This window comes from Variovorax guangxiensis (assembly GCF_003952165.1).
In the GTDB taxonomy this organism is placed as follows: domain Bacteria; phylum Pseudomonadota; class Gammaproteobacteria; order Burkholderiales; family Burkholderiaceae_C; genus Variovorax; species Variovorax guangxiensis.
In genome coordinates this window covers 531,529-549,582 of the sequence record NZ_RXFT01000002.1, presented here as the reverse complement: position 1 = coordinate 549,582, position 18,054 = coordinate 531,529, and the positions used below count along the sequence as shown (strand labels likewise).

Sequence of the window (18,054 nt, the reverse complement as noted above, 5' to 3'; positions counted from 1 at the left end):
GCTGCCCCTTACTTCTTCTTGGTCTCTTTGATCACGATCTTCTCGTCCGCATAGCGGATGCCCTTGCCCTTGTAGGGCTCTGGCGGACGAACGGCACGGATCTCAGCGGCCACCTGGCCGACGCGCTGTCGGTCTGCGCCCTTGACCACGACTTCGGTCGGGGTAGGCGTCGCCACCGTGATGCCTTGCGGCATGTCGATGTTGACGGGGTGCGAGTAGCCGACCTGGAGGTTCAGCTTGGCGCCCTGGGCGGCGGCCTTGTAGCCCACGCCGATCAGGCTGAGCTTCTTCTCGAAGCCCTTGGTCACACCGACCACCATGTTGTTCACGAGCTGGCGAACCGTGCCGCTCATCGCGTTGGCTTCACGCGATTCGTTGGCGGGTTCGAAGCTCAGCTTGCCGTCCTTGCTGACGACGTTGACCAGCGCGTTGCGCGCGAGGTTGAGCGTGCCGCCCGTACCCTTGACGCTGATCTGGTCTTCCTTGATCGACACATCCACGCCTGCGGGGATGGCGACCGGCGATTTTCCTACTCGGGACATTTCAGTTACTCCTCGATGTCTCGGTTAGGCGACGTAGCACAGGACTTCGCCGCCGACACCGGAGGCGCGAGCCTTGCGGTCGGTCATCACGCCCTTGGGGGTCGTGACGATGGCGACGCCGAGGCCGTTCTGGACTTGCGGAATGGAAGCACTGGCCTTGTAGACACGCAGGCCAGGGCGGCTCACACGCTCGATGCGCTCGATGACCGGACGGCCAGCGTAGTACTTCAGCGAGATTTCCAGTTCGCTCTTGCCGGCTTCGGTCTTGACCTGGAAGCCGTCGATGTAGCCCTCGTCCTTCAGGACTTGTGCGATCGCGATCTTCACCTTGGAAGACGGGACCGACACGGTGGGCTTCGCCACCATCTGCGCGTTGCGGATACGCGTCAGCAGGTCGGCAATGGGATCACTCATGCTCATGTTGTTTGCTCCTGCCTGGCTTACCAGCTGGCCTTGGTGACACCGGGGATGTCGCCGTTGAAAGCCAGTTCGCGGATCTTGGCGCGGGCCAGACCGAATTGACGGAAGGTGCCACGGGGACGACCGGTGATTTCGCAACGGTTGCGCTGGCGCGTGGGGTTCGCGTTGCGCGGCAGCTTCTGCAGCGCCAGGCGAGCAGCGGCGCGCTCTTCCTCGGTCTTCTTCAGGTCGTTGGAAGCCGCCTTCAGTTCGGCGTGCTTCGCTGCGAACTTGGCAACCAGCTTGTCGCGCTTGAGTTCGCGCTGGATCAAAGATGCTTTAGCCACAGGTCACCTCAGTTCTTGAACGGGAAACGGAAGCCGGCGAGAAGAGCCTTGGCTTCTTCGTCGGTCTTGGCCGTCGTCGTGATGCTGATATTGAGACCGCGCAGGGCATCGACCTTGTCGTACTCGATCTCGGGGAAAATGATCTGTTCCTTGACGCCGATGTTGTAGTTGCCACGGCCGTCGAAAGCACGGCCGGAGATACCACGGAAGTCGCGAACGCGCGGCAGCGCGATGGTCACGAAGCGATCCAGGAATTCGTACATGTGCACGCCACGCAGCGTGACCATGCAGCCGATCGGCTGGTTTTCGCGGATCTTGAAGCCGGCGATGGCCTTCTTCGACTTGGTGACCACGGGCTTCTGGCCGGCGATCTTGGTCAGGTCGGCGACGGCGTTGTCGAGGACCTTCTTGTCGGCGACTGCTTCACCCACGCCCATGTTCAGGGTGATCTTGGTGAGGCGCGGAACCTGCATCGGCGACGTGTAGCCGAACTTTTCCGTCAGGTCTTTCGCGATCTTTTCGCGATAGTGTTGTTGGAGACGTGCCATGTGAGTACCTCTTAGGCGAACTTGATTTCTTCGCCGCTCGACTTGAACACGCGAACAGCCACGCGCTTGCCGTCAGCATCCTGGGTGACCTTGACGCCCACGCGATCGGCCTTGCCGGTCGCGGCGTTGAAGATCGCCACGTTGGACTGGTGAATCGGCATGGCCTTCTCGACGATGCCACCGGTCGTACCCTTCAGGGGGTTCGGCTTGGTGTGCTTCTTGACGAGGTTGATGCCTTCGACGACCACATGCGAGTCGTCCTTGCGCAGCGAGACGGTGCCCCGCTTGCCCTTGTCGCGGCCGGCCAACACGATGACCTGGTCGCCCTTGCGAATCTTGTTCATGGCGTTGTGTCCTTAGAGAACTTCGGGGGCCAGCGACACGATCTTCATGAACTTCTCGGTGCGCAGTTCGCGCGTGACCGGTCCGAAGATGCGGGTGCCGATGGGCTCCAGCTTGGCGTTGAGCAACACTGCTGCGTTGCCGTCGAACTTGACGAGCGAACCGTCGGCGCGACGGATGCCCTTGGCGGTGCGGACCACCACTGCGCTGTAGATCTCGCCCTTCTTGACGCGACCACGCGGAGCGGCTTCCTTGATGCTGACCTTGATGACGTCGCCCACGCTGGCATAACGCCGCTTGGAGCCACCGAGCACCTTGATACACAGGACGGATTTCGCGCCCGTGTTGTCGGCCACTTCGAGCCGGGATTCAGTTTGGATCATTTCTTGATATTCCCAACTTGTACCGATGTGCATCCAGGAGGGAGGCAAATCAGTCAGTCTTGGGCCCGTCGTCCATGCCCCGAACCACTCGGGACACTTTCGCTTTGGGCTGAAAGCTTCGCCTTTTGAAAGCGAAGCCCGCGATTGTTGCACGCGAGAAGCCGGAAGTCAACAACCCTGCTTGCCGTCGAGCACTGCCACTAGACTCCGGGGCGTGCAAGCGCCCGAAAACCCCATTCTTTCGACCTCGTCAATACAGCGCCGGCGCCTGCTGGCCGCCGGGGTCGGCTTCGCGGGGCTGGCACTGGCCGGTTGCAAAGGCGGCGCGACACCGAACCCGGACCCCGGCCGGCTGCGCCTCGTCGCCGAAGCGCGTTGGCCGCACCGCCTTCATATAGAAGGAACCACGGCCGGAGGGCTCTCGGGCATCGACTACGACCCAATCCGAGGTGAGTACCTGCTCATCAGCGACGACCGATCAGATCTCGCCCCCGTCCGCTACTACACCGCCCGTTGGCCCTCCCCGCAGGCCGCGCCGCCGGAGTCGACCGGCGTGGTGCAGCTGCAACGCCCGGGCGGCGGTCCCTGGCCCAGCCGCCGCAACGCGGTCGACGGCCTGCCTGTGCCCGATCCTGAAGCCCTTCGGCTGCGCCCCGCCACCAACACCCTGCTGTGGACCAGCGAGGGGGACGTCGCACGCGGCTTCGGGCCGGCCTTGTACGAATCGGCCCGCGACGGCCGTTTCCTGCGCGAATTCCGGATGCCGGCGATGTTCCAGCCCGATCCGGCAAAGCGCCGCGGCCCGCGCGACAACCTGACCTTCGAGGGCGTCAGCCTCACGCCCGACGGCCGCTTCGCCTGGCTGGCGATGGAAAACGCCCTGATCCAGGACGGCCCCGAACCCGCCGTGGGCGCCGCCGGCGGTCCCTGCCGCTTCACGCGGATCGACCTGGAGACCGGCCAGCCCGACCGCCAGATCGCCTACGTTCCCGACGCCATCCCGCTGCGCCCGCTCGTTCCCGGAAGCTACGCCGACAACGGCGTGAGCGAGATCCTGATGCTCGACGCCGACCGCATGCTGGTCCTGGAGCGCGCCTACGCCACCGGCCGCGGCAATTCGCTGCGCCTGTATGAAATAGACACCCGCGCCGCCAGCGACGTGCTTGCGGTCGATGCGCTGGCGCCCGGCAACCACCGGCCGGCGGCCAGGACCCTGGTGGCCGACTTCGCCACGCTGGGCCTCTCCCGGCTCGACAACACCGAAGGCATGTGCTGGGGCCCGCCGCTGCCCGGCGGCAGGCGCATGCTGGTGGTCGTGAGCGACGACAATTTCAATCCGCTTCAAATCACCCAGTTCGCCGCCTTCGAATACGCCGACCGACCATGACCATCGCCGTGACCTTCCTGCCCCGCACCGGCCCTGCGCCGCTGCCTCCCGTCGCCTTCATCGGGGGCGGCAACATGGCCAGCGCCATCATCGGCGGCCTGATCCAGCAAGGCACCCCGGCGGATGCCTTCGAGGTGGTCGAGCCCTTCGAGGAGGCCCGGAAGAAGCTGGCCCAGTCCTTCGGCATCGTCGCCAGGGCCGAGGCGAGCGAGGCGCTGTCGCGCTGCGGCGTGGTGGTGTGGGCGGTCAAGCCCCAGACCTTCGCCGAAGCCGCCAGGCCGGTGCGCACCTTCGCCGCCGATGCCCTGCACCTGAGCGTGGCCGCGGGCATTCCGTCCGACAGCATCGCCCGCTGGCTCGGCACCGAGCGCGTGGTGCGCGCCATGCCCAACACGCCTGCGCTGGTGGGCAAGGGCATGACCGGCCTGTATGCCCGCCCCGGCGTCGAAGGCAGCGACCGCTCGATGGTCGGCCAGTTGCTGGCGCCTACCGGCGAACTGCTCTGGGTCGACACCGAACCGGCCCTCGACGCAGTCACCGCCATGTCGGGCTCCGGCCCGGCCTACGTGTTCTATTTCATCGAGGCAATGACCGAGGCCGGCGTCGAGATGGGCCTCTCGCCCGAGCAGGCCCAGCGGCTGGCCATCGGCACCTTCACCGGCGCCTCGGCGCTGGCGCACAGCGCGACCGAGCCGCCGTCGGTGCTGCGCGAGCGCGTGACCTCCAAGGGCGGCACCACCTACGCGGCCATCACCTCGCTGCAGGCGGCGGACGTGAAGTCGCAGTTCAAGACCGCGATCCGCGCGGCACAGAAGCGCGCTGCCGAACTGGGCGAAGAATTCGGCCGCGACTGAACAACTGGTTGGATAGAGCCACGAAGCCCGGCGGGCAGCGCGCCGTGCTCAACGCAGCGCGTAGCCGGCCACGACGCCGGCGAACACGGTGAAGCCCAGCCAGTGGTTCAGCCGGAATGCCTTGAAGCAGCCTTCGCGCGTGCGGTCGTAAATCAGCCGCCAGTGCCACAGAGCTTGCGCCGCAGCCACGGCGATGCCCACATAAAACAGCACGCCCAGCGAACGGCTGGCGCCTGCCCAGGTCCAGACCGCGAGGAAGATCGCGTAGCTCGCCATTACCGCCGCGACATCGAAGCGGCCGAAGGTGATGGCCGATGTCTTCATGCCGATCTTCAGGTCGTCGTCGCGGTCGACCATCGCGTATTCGGTGTCGTAGGCCAGCACCCAGAACAGGTTGCCCACGAGCAGCACCGCCGCAAAGGGCGGCACGGTCGACTGCACCGCCGCGAAGGCCATCGGAATGCCGAAGCTGAATGCGATGCCCAGCACCGCCTGCGGCACCGAGACGAAGCGCTTGGCGAAGGGATAAACCAGCGTAATGGCCAGCGCCGCGAACGACCACAGTACCGTCGTGCGGTTGGTCGTGAGCACCAGCCCGAAGGACACCAGCGCCAACACCACGCCCAGCCCCAGCGCCTCCTTGACCGACAGCTCGCCGCTGGTCACGGGCCGCTGCGCGGTGCGCTTGACGTGGCGGTCGAAGTCGCGGTCGGCCACGTCGTTCACGCAGCAGCCGGCGCTGCGCATGAGGAAGGTGCCGAGCGTGAACACGACGAACAGGTGCCAGCCCGGCCAGCCGCCGGCCGCGAACCAGAGCGCGCCCAGCGTGGGCCACAGCAGCAGCAGCCAGCCCGCCGGGCGGTTCCAGCGGATCAGGTCGAGATACAACGCAAAACGCCCGCGGCGAGCCGCGGGCGCGATGACGGGGGGAGCGGAATCAGTCTTCAAGGAGGGAACGCAGCATCCAGGCTGTCTGATCGTGCACCGTGCAGCGCGCGGTCAGCATGTCGGCCGTCGGGTCGTCGCCGGCTTCTTCGGCGACAGGAATGAATTCGCGCGCGATGCGCGACACGGTCTCGTGGCCCTTCACCAGGATGCGCACCATCTCCATCGCCTTGGGCGGGTTCTGCGGCACGTCGGGCACGGTGGCGATCTTGCTGAACTCGGCGTACGAGCCCGGGGCGTAGTGGCCCAGTGCGCGGATCCGCTCGGCGATCACGTCGGTCGCGCCCCACAGCTCGGTGTACTGCTGCATGAACATCGCGTGCAGCGAGTTGAAGTGCGGGCCCGTCACGTTCCAGTGGAAGTTGTGCGTGGTGAGGTACAGCGTGTAGGTGTCGGCCAGCACGCGGCTCAGGCCTTCGGCAATGGCGGCGCGGTCCTGGCGCTCGATGCCGATGTTGATGATGGGCGCATTGCGGCTGCCCGACTCCTGCGCGACCTGCTTGCCGCCCTTCTTGGGCACCTTGCCGGCGGAAGCTGCGGACGATGGTTTCTTGGAGTCTTTGGCCATGGCGGGAGATCCTTTTCTTCAGTCGAGTTCTTGGAGGGGGTGTTCGCTTCGATTCTGGAAGCCGGCACGCGGCTTCGCAACAGTGCCACTCTATCTCAGCGATCAACGATTCAAAACAGCCCTCGCGTAGGCCAAGTTCTCGACATTCGATCCGCTACGAAAGGCGCTTCACGCCCGGCAGCTCGCACGCATAGATCGCGTTGCGCAGCGCGGCGATGGCCTCGTAGCGCGTGAAGGTGCGCCGCCATGCGAGCACCACGCGACGCGTGGGCGGGTCGCGGTCCTGCGCGTCGCGCACCGGCAGGTAGCGCACCATCTGCTCGGCCTCCTTGCGGCCCTTGACCTTGGGCTTGAGCGCATCGGCCGGCACCGACAGGCGCGGCACCAGCGTCACGCCCATGCCCGAGGCCACCATGTGCTTGATGGTCTCGAGCGACGAGCCCTCGAAGCTCTTGCGGATGCCCTCGGCGTTGCTCGAGAAGCGCGCGAACTCCGGGCACACCTCCAGCACGTGGTCGCGGAAGCAATGGCCGGTGCCCAGCAGCAGCATGGTCTCGCTCTGCAGTTCTTCGGACGTGATGGATTCGCGGTCGGCGAACTTGTGCTTGTTGGGCAGCGCCGCCATGAAGGGCTCGTCGTACAGCGGCGCCATCGCGAGGCCGGTGTCGGGAAAGGGCTCGGCCATGATGGCGCAGTCGATCTCGCCGGCGCGCAGCATCTCCAGCAGCTTGGCGGTGAAGTTCTCCTGCAGCACCAGCGGCATCTGCGGCGTGCGCGCGATCACCTGGCGCACGAGGTCGGGCAGCAGGTACGGGCCGATGGTGTAGATCACGCCCAGGTTCAGCGGGCCGGCCAGCGGGTCCTTGCCGCGCTTGGCGATCTCCTTGATGCTGGCTGCCTGGTCGAGCACGCTCTGGGCCTGCTGCACGATCTGCTCGCCCAGCGGCGTGACGGTCACTTCGCCGGCACTGCGCTCGAAGAGCTTGACCTCGAGTTCGTCCTCGAGCTTCTTGATCGCAACCGAGAGGGTCGGCTGCGAAACGTAGCAGGCCTCGGCCGCCTTGCCGAAGTGCCTTTCGCGGGCCACTGCGACGATGTATTTGAGTTCGGTGAGAGTCATAGCTTGCGTCAATTATGCGCAAGGGTGTGTCATGAGGATGGCCTGGGGTCTTCAGGACCACGGCCATCCCCGTTCAAGGCCCCGCCGCCTGCGCCGCGGGCATCCCGCGCGGCCCGGCCCGCAGGCGCCGGCCCCGCGCGATTCCCGGCTTCTCGACCAGCCGGTAGCTGACCACCGAGGCCGCCACCAGCAGCAGCGCGCAGGCGGTGCCCACCAGCCAGTACTGCATCGCCCCGGCCATCGCGAACTCTCTCACCGGCCGCAGGCCGAACACCAGCGTCAGCACCAGCCCCTGCAGCAGGTAGATGCTGTAGCTCACCGTGCTCATGCGCCGGGCCGCGCGCGTGGCCAGCAGGCCGAAGAGGGTGCTGCCGGTGCACACCAGGTGGAAGAACACCCAGAGCAGCAGCACCTGCACTGGACCGACCATGTGCTCGAAGCCCAGGAAGACGCCTCCAAGGCAGGCCAGCGCGAGCAGTGAAGCCGATCGCTGCGGCAGTTTCGGCCCGCCGCGCCGAACCAGCCAGGCCGACAGCATGCCCATGAGAAACGATGCCAGCACCCAGGCCAGTGCCCCGATCACCAGCGCGAGCGTAGGCCGCGAGGGCGTGGCGCCCGGCGACAGCGCCGCGAAGCACAGCAAGGGCAGGCACAGCAGCAGCATGAGACCGAGCACGAACCGGGGTGTGCGATCGCCGCGCGCGAGCGGCGCCATCGGCCGCAGCGCCCCGTAGAACAGCCACTCCACGAAGACCGTCCACGTCACGCCAGCGAGGATCAGCGTCGTGCCGGCATAGCCGTTGATGTCCGGCTGCAGCGGCCAGATGCCGAGGGCCAGCCACTGCAGCACTGCGCCGAGCAGGGACCACACCGGCTCCCTGAGCTCGAAGCCGGTGCGCCATGCGACGACAAGAAACATCAAGCCCACCGCCAGCAGATAAGTCGGGCCGATGCGCCAGAGCCGGCCGGCATACAGGCCGCGCCAGTCCGGCCGCCCCTTCGCGTCGAGCAGCTTTCCCCAGAACAGGACGCCGGTGATCATGAAGAAGACGCCCACGCCCGCCTGCCCCAGCAGCGTGTGGAAGCCCGAGGGCGGAAAAGTCCACTCGCCATGCTCGATGTAGCCATGGGTCACCATCAGGTGATGCACGAACACGCTCAGCGCGAGAAAGCCGCGCAGCCCGTCGAGCGTGGCGGTGCGGTGGTCGCGTGAACTGTGCCGCGGCTCGTCGGCCGCGCGGAACACCGGGAGCGCCATCGCGCCGAGCATCACCGGCACGAGCACGAAGTACGGCCAGGCAGAGAAGACGCTCATCGCCGGCTCGGCCCGCCCCGCTGCCGCGGCTTTTCCCGCCTCCCTTCGGCAGAGGCGGCGCGTTCCTTCCGCTCGCCGGAGGCGGCGCTCACATCACCGGCGGCGGACGAGCGCAGGCGCGACGCATACGCCCATGCGGCGCCGCGCCGGTGCAGGGCGAACACCCTCATGCGCCGGCAGCATCGAGATCCTTCGCCGCAAGGGAGCGCGGGCGCATGTCCGTCCAGTTCGCCTCGATGTAGGCGCCGCAGGCGGCCCTGTCGGTGGCGGGCAGCGCCACCTTCCAGCCGGCGGGCACGTCGATGAAGGCGGGCCACAGCGAGTGCTGGCCTTCGTCGTTCACCAGCACCTGGAAGGTGCCGTTCTTGTCGTCAAACGGGTTGCTCATCGTCGGTTTCCTTGCGGGGTTCGTCTTCAATCAGGCCATTTCCACGGATTCGGCAGCAGCGGCCTCGCGCAGCGCCTCGAGCGCGGCCGATATCCCGGTGAGCGCGTGATGCCGCGCGAAGTCGTCGCGCAGCGCGCCCGCGCGCTGGCGGTAGGCGGGGTCGTTCAGCAGCCTGCGCACCGCGTCGCCGATCTGGCGCGCGGTGGGCTGTCCATTGCCCAGGTTGATGCCTGCCCCCGACCACGCCACGCGCGCGGCGATCTCGGGCTTCTCCTCGGTGGCGCCAGCCACCACCAGCGGCACGCCGAGGCTCAGCGCGTGGTTGACCGAGCCGTAGCCGCCGTTGGTGACCATCGCGTGGACCTTGGGCAGCAGCCGGTCGTAGGGTAGGAAGGGCAGCACGCGCGCATTCGCCGGCACCGCCATGTTCAGCGCCTCGGGCTGCGGGCCGCCGGTGGTCGCGATGACCTGGATGTCGCCGGCGCCGGCCAGCCCCTGCAGGGTCGGCCCGATCAGCTGCGACGGGTTCTGGTTGGCCAGCGTGCCCTGCGTCACCAGCACCACGGCTCGGCCGTCGTCCAGCTCGTGCCACCAGTCGGGCTCCACGAAGTCGCGGCTGGCCGGCGCCAGCAGCGGGCCGACGAAGCGCACCGAGGCCGGCAGGTCGCTGCGCGGGTATTCGAAGGATTCGGAAGTGAGCTGCAGGTACAGGTCCGGCAGCTTCACCATCGCGTCGATGAAGAACTCGGGCAGTGCCGGCAGGCCCGCGCAAGTCAGCAGCGCGTCGAAGTAGCGCTGCACCTCGCCGAACATCGCCTGCCTGAGGTTGGCGTTCATCGCGCGGTTGCGCACCCGCCCTTCCGGCGTGGACGACGGCGGCAGCGCGGTGCCGAAGAAGGCGGTGTCGCAGCTCGACAGCGGCAGCGCCGAGATGCCGATGGCCACGATGGCCGGGCGCTGCTCGCGCGGCCCCAGCAGCAGCGGGAAGGTGCCGCAGAACATGGTATCGACCACGATCGCGTCGGCCGCGAAGTCGCGCAGGATCGCCTCCAGCCCGGCCCGTTGCGCCGCCATGGCGTCGGCGAAGAAGTGCTTGAGCCCGAAGCACAGCTGCGCATGCGCCGACGGCAGCCGCTGGCGCTGCGGAAAGCGCTGGTCGAGTTCGTGGTGGTCGAAGTCGATGGAGGCGTCGAAGGGCGTGAAGCCCGCGCCGGTGGCCTCGGCCTGCGCGCGGAAGCGGCTGGCGGTGTGCACCCGCACCTCGTGCCCGAGGCCCAACAGATGCTGCGCGATGGCCAGCATCGGCAGCACGTGTCCCGGCAGCGCGGTTGCCGCGATGAGATAGCGCGCCATCTCAGGCCACCTGCGATGCGCTGGTCTCGACCGGAGGGCGCGCCTTGGTGTCGATGCCCAGGTCGACGAAGTAGCGCTGCAGCAGGTCGCGGTCCACCGGGCGGATCGCCGCGCCGATGGCCTGCAGCTGCGCGTGCGTGGCCTCGCCGCTCACCTTCGGCGGCGTGGCCGAGGTGTCGTAGCGGTCGAGGATCGCCAGCACCGCCGCGAGGTCGCGGTCCTGCCCCACGGCGAGCCGCGCATGCGCGCGCTGCAGCCACGGTTCGAGCCCGACGGGTTCGAGCCGCATGCCGAGCCGCTCGAACACGGCCGGAATGTCGCGCACCCGCAGCGCCTGCTGGCTCGTCAGGTGGAACACCTGGCCCCACGAGGACTGCAGTGCCGCGAGGCCGAGGATGGCGCGCGCCACGTCGTCTACCGGCGTGAGGTTCAGCGGCAGGTCCATGTCGGGAATGGCTTCGAGGTCGGCATAGAGATGCGCCACGCGCCAGATCAGGTCGTCGGCGTTGCAGATCGCGTGCGTGTGGTCGCCCGTGACCGCGCCCAGCCGGTAGATCGCCACCGGCATGCCGCGCGACTGCGCCTCGCGCGCCAGCGCGTCGCCCACCCACTTGCTCTGGCTGTAGCCGTCGACCAGCCCGCGCCAGGAGGCCAGCGCCGACTGCTCGGTGACGGTGGCGCCTTCCTTGCCGTTGTTCTGGTCGATCACCGCCAGCGTCGACACGTAGTGCATGCTCTTCGGCCGGCCCTGCGCGGTCCATTCGAGCAGCGTGACCACGCTGTCGACATTGGCCGGCTTCAGGCTCGCGTAGGGATGCAGGAAGTCCACCTGCGCCGCGCAGTGGTAGATGGCGTCGCAGCCCTCGCGCACCAGCTGCACCGCGCTGTCGTCCAGCCCCAGGCGCGGCTTGCCGAGATCGCCGGTCACGACCTTGATGCGCGCGTCGTCCCAGATCGCACCCAGCTGCCGCTCCGCCAGCGTGAGCTGCAGGCGGCGCCTGCCGGCTTCCTCGTCGGCGGCACGCACGTGGCAGACCACGCGGGTGGTGGTGTCGCGCAGCAGCGCGGCCAGCAGGTGGCTGCCGACGAAGCCGCTGGCGCCGGTGAGGAACACGCGCTGCGGGGCCAGCGGCGGCGCGGTGTCCTGCTTGCGGATGTGCGCCGGCAGGTCGAGTTCGCGCGACAGATCCAGCGCCTCGGCGCCGGCCGTGTTGTCGTCCAGCCATGCGGCCAGCGCCGCGACGGTCGGGCGGTTGTAGACCTCGGCATGCGGGAAGTCCGCGCGCACCTGCTGGCGGATGCGCATGCCGAGCTGGATCGCCATCAGCGAATGCCCGCCGAGCTCGAAGAAGTTGTCGTGGATGCCCACGCGCTCCAGGTGAAGGGTCTCGGCCCACAGCGCGGCCAGCTGCCTTTCGGTGGCGGTGCGCGGCTCGACATATGCCGAGTCGGCCTGCTGCTCAGGCGCGGGCAGCGCCCTGCGGTCGAGCTTGCCGCTCTGTGTGAGCGGCAGGAACGGCAGGTGCACGAAGGCCGAGGGCACCATGTAGTCGGGCAGCGACTGCGCCATGTGGGCGCGCAGCTCGGCGGGCTGCGGATCGGACGATGCCACCACGTAGGCCACCAGGCGCTTCTCGCCCGGCACGTCCTCGCGCGCGATGACGGCCGCCTGCGTCACCTGCGGATGGCGCAGCAGCACCGATTCGATCTCGCCGGGCTCGATGCGGTAGCCGCGGATCTTCACCTGCTGGTCGGCGCGGCCGAGGAAGTCGAGACTGCCGTCGTTGCGCCAGCGCACCAGGTCGCCGCTGCGGTACATGCGGCTGCCGGGCTCGCCGAAGGGATCGGCGACGAAGCGCTCGGCGCTCAGCAACGCGCGGTTCAGGTAGCCGCGCGCGACGCCGCCGCCCGCGATGTAGAGCTCGCCCGCCACGCCTGGCGGCACCGGCTGCAGCGCGTCGTCGAGCACGTACACGCGCGTGTTCCACACCGGGGTGCCGATGGTGGGCGGCTCATCGCCGTTCATCGGCGCGCTGGTGCTCGCACAGATGGTGATCTCGGTCGGGCCGTAGGCGTTGACCATGCGGCGGCCCCTGGACCAGCGCGCGGCCAGTTCGGCGGAGCAGGCATCGCCGCCCACCACCACCGTCCGCAGGTACGGGTACTCGCCCTCGGGCAGCGTCGCGAGCGCGGCCGGCGGAATCAGCGCGTGGCTCACGGCCAGCCTGTCGATCAGCGCGGCCAGTTCCACGCCCAGCACCTGCTGCGCCGAGGGCACCACCAGCGCGGCGCCGGCGTGGAAGGCCATGAGCAGATCCATCACCGAAGCGTCGAAGCCGCTGGAAGAGAACTGCAGCACGCGCGAGCCGTGGTCGATGGCGAAGCGCTGCGCCATCGAGGCGCCGAGGCTGCTCAACCCTTGGTGCGGCACCACCACGCCCTTGGGCTTGCCGGTGGAGCCGGAGGTGTAGATGACGTAGGCAGCATCGCGCGGGTCGGCCGCGCGCGGCTGCGCCACGGGCCCGTCCGACTGGATGGCCAGCGCTGTGACGGTCTCGTCGCTGTCGAGTGCGAGGCAGCGCGCAATGCCGGCCAGTTCCGGCAGCAGCGACGTGTGCGTCAGCACCGCGGCAGGCGCCGCCTCCTCGAACACGAAGGCGCTGCGCCCGGCCATGTGGTTCGGATCGACGGGCAGGTAGGCCGCGCCGGCCTTCACGATGGCGAGGTGCGCCACCACGAGGTCGAGCGAACGCGGCAGCACCGTGGCGACGATGTGGCCCGCGCCCACGCCCCGCCCGTGCAGCAGGTGCGCGAGCCTGTTGGCGCGCACGTCGAGCGCGGCATAGCTCACCACCGAGGCGTCGTCGAGCACCACCGCCGCCGCATGCGGGCGCGCGGCGGCGTGCGCCTCCACCATGGCCGCGAGCGAGAGCGGCGCGATGTCGTCGCGCGTGCCGGCACTCCTGCCGCTCCAGTCGGCCAGCAGGCGATGGCGCTCCTCGTCGCCGAGGATGTCCAGGCCGCCCAGCGCGGCATCGGGCGCATCGCAGGCCTGCTCCAGCAGGCGCACGAGCCGCTGGCCGATGGCCTCGACGGTCGCGCGGTCGAAGATGTCGATGCTGAACTGGATGCCGCCCGCGATGCCGCCGGGCAGCCCGTCGGCGCCGCGCTGCTCGTCGAGGATGAAGGACAGGTCGAACTTGGCCGTGTCCACCTCCACCGGCTGCGGCGTGATCGACAGGCCCGGCAGGCCGAACGAGAGCCGGTTGCTGCCGCTCTGGAAGCCCAGCATCACCTGGAACAGCGGCAGGTTCGCGCCGCCGCGCTGCGGGCGCAGCAGCTCCACGATGCGGTCGTACGGGAACTCCTGGTTCGCATAGGCCGCGAGGTTGGTGGCGCGCACCCGCGCGACCAGCTCGCGCAGGCTGGGCTGGCCCGCGAGGTCGGTGCGCAGCACCAGCGCGTTGACGAAGCAGCCGATGAGCTCGTCCAGCGCGTGATCGCTGCGGCCTGCCACCGGCGTTCCTATGACGATGTCGTCCCCCGCGCCCAGCCGGTTGAGCAGCCCCGCAAGCGCGGCCTGCAGCACCATGAAGACGCTGGCCTGGCCGTCGCGCGCCAGCTGCAGCATGCGCTCGTGCACCTGCGGCGGAATCTGCAGCGGCACCACGTCGCCGCGGTAGCTGGGCACGGCCGGATGCGGGCGGTCGACCGGCAGGCTCAGCCGCTCGGGCAGGTCGCGCAGGGTCTCGCGCCAGAACTCGCGCTGGCGGCCGGCCATGCTCTCGGGGTCGTCTTCGCTGCCCAGCAGCTCCTGCTGCCACAGCGCGTAGTCGGCGTACTGCAGCGGCAGCGGCGCCCAGCCAGGCGCCTTGCCTTCGCTGCGCGCGGCGTAGGCCACGCTCAAGTCGCGCGCCAGCGGCAGCAGGGAGGCGCCGTCGCCCACGATGTGGTGGGTGAGCAGCAGCAGCACGTGCTCGTCATCGGCCAGCCTGAAGAGCTGCGGCCGCAGCGGCGCGGTGGTGCCGAGGTCGAAGCCGGTGCGGGCGGCGGCGTGCAGCTGCGCGGCGATCCCGTCCTCGCTGCTGTCGGCCTCGACCAGCAGCGCGCGGGCCTGTTCGCCTTGGAGGATGTGCTGGTAGGGCAGCCCGTCCTTGCTCGGGTAGATGGTGCGCAGGCTCTCGTGGCGCTGCACCAGGTCGTCGAGCGCCCACTGCAGTGCGGCGCGGTCGAGCGTGCCCGACAGGCGCAGCGCCAGCGGCATGTTGTAGGCGGGGTTGGCGTTCTCCAGTTGGTTCATCAGCCAAAGGCGGCGCTGCGCGAACGACAGCGGAATGCGCGCCGGACGCGGCATCGGCACGAGGCTCGGCCTCGCCTGCGAGGCCTGGTCGAGCAGCTCGGCGAGGCCGGCGATGGTGGAGACCTGGAACAGCGTGTCCAGCGGCAGGTCGATCATGAACTGCTGCCGGATCATCGAGATCAGCTGCACGATCATCAGCGAGTGCCCGCCGAGCTCGAAGAAGTTGTCCTCGATGCCCACGCGCGGCAGGTGCAGCGTCTCGGCCCAGAGGCGCGCGAGGGTCTTCTCGGTGTGCGTGCGCGGCGCCACATAGGGCGTGGCCGCCTGCAGCTCGGGCGCGGGCAGCGCGCGGCGGTCGAGCTTGCCGCTGGGGCCCAGCGGCAGCGCCGGCACGTTGACGAAGGCCGAGGGCACCATGTACTCGGGCAGCGACTGCGCGAGGTGGGTGCGCAGATCGGCCGCCTGCGGATCGGCACCCTCGGCGGCCACCACGTAGGCCACGAGGCGCTTCTCGCCCGGCACGTCTTCCCGCGCGACCACCGCAGCCTGCGCGACCTGCGCGTGCTGCAGCAGCGCCGATTCGATCTCGCCGGGCTCGATGCGCAGGCCGCGGATCTTCACCTGCTGGTCGGCGCGGCCCAGGAAGTCGAGGCTGCCGTCCTCGCGCCAGCGCGCGAGGTCGCCGGTGCGGTACATGCGGCTGCCGGGCTCGCCGTAAGGGTTGGCCACGAAGCGCTCGGCGCTCAGCAGCGGGCGCTCGAGATAGCCGCGCGCGAGGCCGACGCCCGCGATGTACAGCTCGCCCGCGGTGCCGGGAGGCACGGGCTGCAGGCCGCTGTCGAGCACATGCATCTGCGTGTTCCAGATCGGCCGGCCGATGGGCACGCTGCTGCGCGAAGACGGCGCGTCCTCAGCCTCGCGCGGGCACTCCCACGAAGTGACGTCGACCGCGGCCTCGGTCGGTCCGTAGAGGTTGTGCAGCTCGCACGGCAGCTGCCGCTGGAACTGCGACACCAGCGCGGGCGACAGTGCCTCGCCGCTGCAGATCACGCGCCGCAGCGAGGCGCACTCGCGCGCCTTCGGCTCGAGCAGGAACACTTCCAGCATCGACGGCACGAAATGCGCGGTGGTGATGCCTTCATCGGCGATCAGCTTCGCGAGGTAGGCCGCGTCCTTGTGGCCGCCGGGCTTCGCGAGCACCAGCGTGGCGCCGTCGATCAGCGGCCAGAAGAATTCCCACACCGACACGTCGAAGCTCGACGGCGTCTTCTGCAGCACGCGGTCATCGGCCTTCAGGCGGTAGCGGTCCTGCATCCAGCGCAGGCGGTTGACGATGGCGCGGTGCGACACCACCGCGCCCTTGGGCTTGCCGGTGGAGCCGGAGGTGTAGATCACGTAGGCCGGATGCGCGGGGTCGATGGCCACGACGGGCGTTGCATCGTCGCTATTCGCCATTGCAGCAAACGTTTGCGCTACATCGAGCAGAAGCTTCGGTACATCTGCCGGCAGCGACTCCGCGAGCGCTTCGGTGGTGACGAGGCAGGCGGGCCGCGCGTCGCCGAGCATGAAGGCGATGCGGTCCTGCGGAAAGTCCGGGTCCACCGGCAGGTAGGCGGCGCCGGTCTTCAGCGTGGCGAGCAGCGCCACCATCAGGTCGAAGGAACGCGGAATGGCCAGCGCCACGGTGCGCTCGGGGCCTGCGCCATGCGCGCGCAGCAGGTGCGCGAGGCGGTTGGCGCGGTGGTCGAGTTCCTCGTTGCTCATCGCCTCGCCCTCGAAGCGCAGTGCGATGCCTTGCGGGTTGGCGGCGAGCTGCGCTTCGATGAGCGCGACGACGTTCGTCTCGGGCACTGCGTGCATCGTGTCGTTCCACGTCACCAGCAGCTGCTCTCGCTCGGCGGCATCGAGCAGGTCGACGTGGCCGATGGCCTGTGCGGGCTGGCGGATCACCGCCTTCATGAAGGCCAGCAGCCGGCGCTGGTGGTCGGCCAGCGATTGCGCAGTGTGGATCGCGGGGTTGGCGTCGAAGTCGATCTGCAGGTCCTGCCCGTTGCCGCGCTCGTACAAAAAGATGCCCAGGTCCTCGGCCGTGCCGTTGGACAGGTTGCGCGGCCATGCGGCGTGGCCGGCGAAGCGGAAGTCGTAGTCGAAGGGCTCGACGTTGACCACCGTGGTGAAGAGCTGCCGGTTGTTCACCAGCATGTTGAGGTCGCTGCGCAGATGCTCGTAGCGGTAGGACTGGTGCCGCAGGATCTGCCGCATCTGCCGCCCCACTTCGGCGATCAGCTCTGCCACCGGCAGGTCGGGGCGCATCGCCAGGCGCAGCGGCAGCGCGTTGGCCACCATCGCGGGCACGCGGCGCATGCGGTCGTTGTGCCGCGCGGTGACGGGAATGCCGATCACCATGTCCTCGACGCCGGTGGCGCGGTACAGGTAGGCGGCGGTGGTCGCGATCAGGATCTGCGGCAGCGTGGCGCCGAGCTGCTGCGCGATGTCGGCCAGGGCGCGCACGCTTTCGGCCGGCAGGTAGGCGGTCTGGCGCAACAGGCCGCCGACGTTCACCGAGCGCTGCGAGGCCAGGCTCAGCGGGTCGGGCGCGTCGGCGAAGCGCTCGGTCCAGTACTGCCGGTCGCGCGGGAATCGACCCGATTCGCGATAGGCCTTGTCTTCCTCCATCAATTGCGAAATGGGCGCGAGGCGCGATGCCTCGGGCACTTCGGTGCCGGCGATGCGGGCGCTGTAGACGTCGGCGAAGCGGCGCGCGATGAGCCCGCCGCCGAAGCCGTCGAGCACGATGTGATGGCTGCGGTGGTACCAGACGTGGTGGTCGTCGGCGAGGCGGATCAGCGCCGACATCCAGAGCTGGTCGCGCGCGAGGTCGTCCTTGCGCGTGAAGTCGGCCTGCATCCAGGCCTGCGCGGCAGCGGAAGGATCGGGCTCGCCGCTGAAGTCCAGGAACGGCATCTCGCCGGTGAAGACGGGCGCCACCACCTGCCGCGGACCGTGAGCCGTGTCGACGAAGCTCAGGCGCGTGGCCTCGGCTTCCTCGGTGACCTGCCGCATCGCAGCAATGAAGACGTCGGGATCGATCCAGCCCTCGATCTCGATGGCTTCGGCGAGGTTGAAGTTGGTGTCGGGCGAGGCGAACTTCGCGCCGAGCCACATCGCCATCTGGCCTGTTGTGAGGACCGGTGCGGCACCCAGGGGATCGACCGTGCTCATGAACTTCTCCACGTCTTGAATTGAATCGGCAGCGATCGTTT

The 18,054-nt window shown here is 68.8% G+C and carries 15 protein-coding genes; 2 read left to right on the top strand and 13 right to left on the bottom strand.

Features of this window, described 5'->3' with window-relative positions:
* Positions 1-8 precede the first annotated feature (8 nt).
* The 6 genes from rplF to rplN are packed head-to-tail and all read right to left on the bottom strand — an operon-like array spanning position 9 to position 2,561.
* Entirely contained in the window at positions 9-542 is a 534-nt protein-coding gene (gene rplF, locus EJP67_RS08135) for a 50S ribosomal protein L6 (protein WP_126021202.1), read from the bottom strand.
* 24 nt (positions 543-566) lie between these two features.
* Positions 567-962 carry a 30S ribosomal protein S8 gene (gene rpsH, locus EJP67_RS08130; RefSeq protein WP_081267428.1) on the bottom strand — a complete coding sequence of 132 codons (396 nt, stop codon included), beginning with the start codon at positions 960-962 and terminating at the stop codon, positions 567-569.
* 20 nt (positions 963-982) lie between these two features.
* On the bottom strand, positions 983-1,288 hold the full coding sequence (gene rpsN, locus EJP67_RS08125; RefSeq protein ID WP_019653969.1) for a 30S ribosomal protein S14: 306 nt from the start codon (positions 1,286-1,288) through the stop codon (positions 983-985).
* Positions 1,289-1,296: 8 nt separating this feature from the next.
* Positions 1,297-1,836: a 50S ribosomal protein L5 gene (gene rplE / locus EJP67_RS08120; protein WP_093196100.1), complete on the bottom strand. Its 540-nt coding sequence runs from the start codon at positions 1,834-1,836 to the stop codon at positions 1,297-1,299.
* An 11-nt stretch (positions 1,837-1,847) separates the two neighbouring features.
* The gene (gene rplX / locus EJP67_RS08115; protein WP_019653967.1) at positions 1,848-2,180 is read right to left on the bottom strand and encodes a 50S ribosomal protein L24; all 333 of its coding nucleotides are present in this window, start codon (positions 2,178-2,180) and stop codon (positions 1,848-1,850) included.
* A gap of 12 nt (positions 2,181-2,192) precedes the next feature.
* Complete coding sequence (gene rplN, locus EJP67_RS08110; RefSeq protein WP_009124801.1) at positions 2,193-2,561, bottom strand: 50S ribosomal protein L14; 369 nt, start codon at positions 2,559-2,561, stop codon at positions 2,193-2,195.
* A gap of 214 nt (positions 2,562-2,775) precedes the next feature.
* Here rplN and EJP67_RS08105 point away from each other — a divergent pair, with 214 nt between their 5' ends.
* Entirely contained in the window at positions 2,776-3,948 is a 1,173-nt protein-coding gene (locus EJP67_RS08105; RefSeq protein WP_420824259.1) for an esterase-like activity of phytase family protein, read from the top strand.
* Positions 3,945-4,802: a pyrroline-5-carboxylate reductase gene (gene proC / locus EJP67_RS08100; RefSeq protein ID WP_126021201.1), complete on the top strand. Its 858-nt coding sequence runs from the start codon at positions 3,945-3,947 to the stop codon at positions 4,800-4,802. Before EJP67_RS08105 ends, proC begins: the two co-directional genes overlap by 4 nt.
* 48 nt (positions 4,803-4,850) lie before the next feature.
* Here proC and ubiA read toward each other — a convergent pair whose 3' ends face one another.
* The 7 genes from ubiA to EJP67_RS08065 form a co-directional block, all read right to left on the bottom strand.
* Entirely contained in the window at positions 4,851-5,750 is a 900-nt protein-coding gene (gene ubiA, locus EJP67_RS08095; protein ID WP_126021200.1) for a 4-hydroxybenzoate octaprenyltransferase, read from the bottom strand.
* A complete protein-coding gene (locus EJP67_RS08090; protein ID WP_126021199.1) occupies positions 5,740-6,315 on the bottom strand; it encodes a Dps family protein in 576 nt (191 codons plus the stop codon). Before EJP67_RS08090 ends, ubiA begins: the two co-directional genes overlap by 11 nt.
* A gap of 154 nt (positions 6,316-6,469) precedes the next feature.
* Complete coding sequence (locus EJP67_RS08085) at positions 6,470-7,435, bottom strand: LysR substrate-binding domain-containing protein (protein WP_126021198.1); 966 nt, start codon at positions 7,433-7,435, stop codon at positions 6,470-6,472.
* 73 nt (positions 7,436-7,508) lie between these two features.
* Positions 7,509-8,750, bottom strand: coding sequence for an acyltransferase family protein (locus EJP67_RS08080; RefSeq protein WP_126021197.1), 1,242 nt, complete (start codon positions 8,748-8,750; stop codon positions 7,509-7,511).
* Positions 8,751-8,916: 166 nt separating this feature from the next.
* The gene (locus tag EJP67_RS08075; RefSeq protein ID WP_126021196.1) at positions 8,917-9,138 is read right to left on the bottom strand and encodes an MbtH family protein; all 222 of its coding nucleotides are present in this window, start codon (positions 9,136-9,138) and stop codon (positions 8,917-8,919) included.
* A 30-nt stretch (positions 9,139-9,168) separates the two neighbouring features.
* Entirely contained in the window at positions 9,169-10,491 is a 1,323-nt protein-coding gene (locus tag EJP67_RS08070; protein WP_126021195.1) for a glycosyltransferase, read from the bottom strand.
* A gap of 1 nt (position 10,492) precedes the next feature.
* The gene (locus EJP67_RS08065; protein ID WP_126021194.1) at positions 10,493-18,013 is read right to left on the bottom strand and encodes a non-ribosomal peptide synthetase; all 7,521 of its coding nucleotides are present in this window, start codon (positions 18,011-18,013) and stop codon (positions 10,493-10,495) included.
* Positions 18,014-18,054: the final 41 nt, after the last annotated feature.

Bases quoted from the DNA above. Each gene is read 5' to 3' on its own strand.
- rplF (WP_126021202.1), bottom strand. From the start codon at position 542: ATGTCCCGAGTAGGAAAATCGCCGGTCGCCATCCCCGCAGGCGTGGAT.
- rpsH (WP_081267428.1), bottom strand. From the start codon at position 962: ATGAGCATGAGTGATCCCATTGCCGACCTGCTGACGCGTATCCGCAAC.
- rplE (WP_093196100.1), bottom strand. From the start codon at position 1,836: ATGGCACGTCTCCAACAACACTATCGCGAAAAGATCGCGAAAGACCTG.
- rplX (WP_019653967.1), bottom strand. From the start codon at position 2,180: ATGAACAAGATTCGCAAGGGCGACCAGGTCATCGTGTTGGCCGGCCGC.
- rplN (WP_009124801.1), bottom strand. From the start codon at position 2,561: ATGATCCAAACTGAATCCCGGCTCGAAGTGGCCGACAACACGGGCGCG.
- proC (WP_126021201.1), top strand. From the start codon at position 3,945: ATGACCATCGCCGTGACCTTCCTGCCCCGCACCGGCCCTGCGCCGCTG.
- EJP67_RS08090 (WP_126021199.1), bottom strand. From the start codon at position 6,315: ATGGCCAAAGACTCCAAGAAACCATCGTCCGCAGCTTCCGCCGGCAAG.
- EJP67_RS08085 (WP_126021198.1), bottom strand. From the start codon at position 7,435: ATGACTCTCACCGAACTCAAATACATCGTCGCAGTGGCCCGCGAAAGG.
- EJP67_RS08080 (WP_126021197.1), bottom strand. From the start codon at position 8,750: ATGAGCGTCTTCTCTGCCTGGCCGTACTTCGTGCTCGTGCCGGTGATG.
- EJP67_RS08075 (WP_126021196.1), bottom strand. From the start codon at position 9,138: ATGAGCAACCCGTTTGACGACAAGAACGGCACCTTCCAGGTGCTGGTG.
- EJP67_RS08070 (WP_126021195.1), bottom strand. From the start codon at position 10,491: ATGGCGCGCTATCTCATCGCGGCAACCGCGCTGCCGGGACACGTGCTG.
- EJP67_RS08065 (WP_126021194.1), bottom strand. From the start codon at position 18,013: ATGAGCACGGTCGATCCCCTGGGTGCCGCACCGGTCCTCACAACAGGC.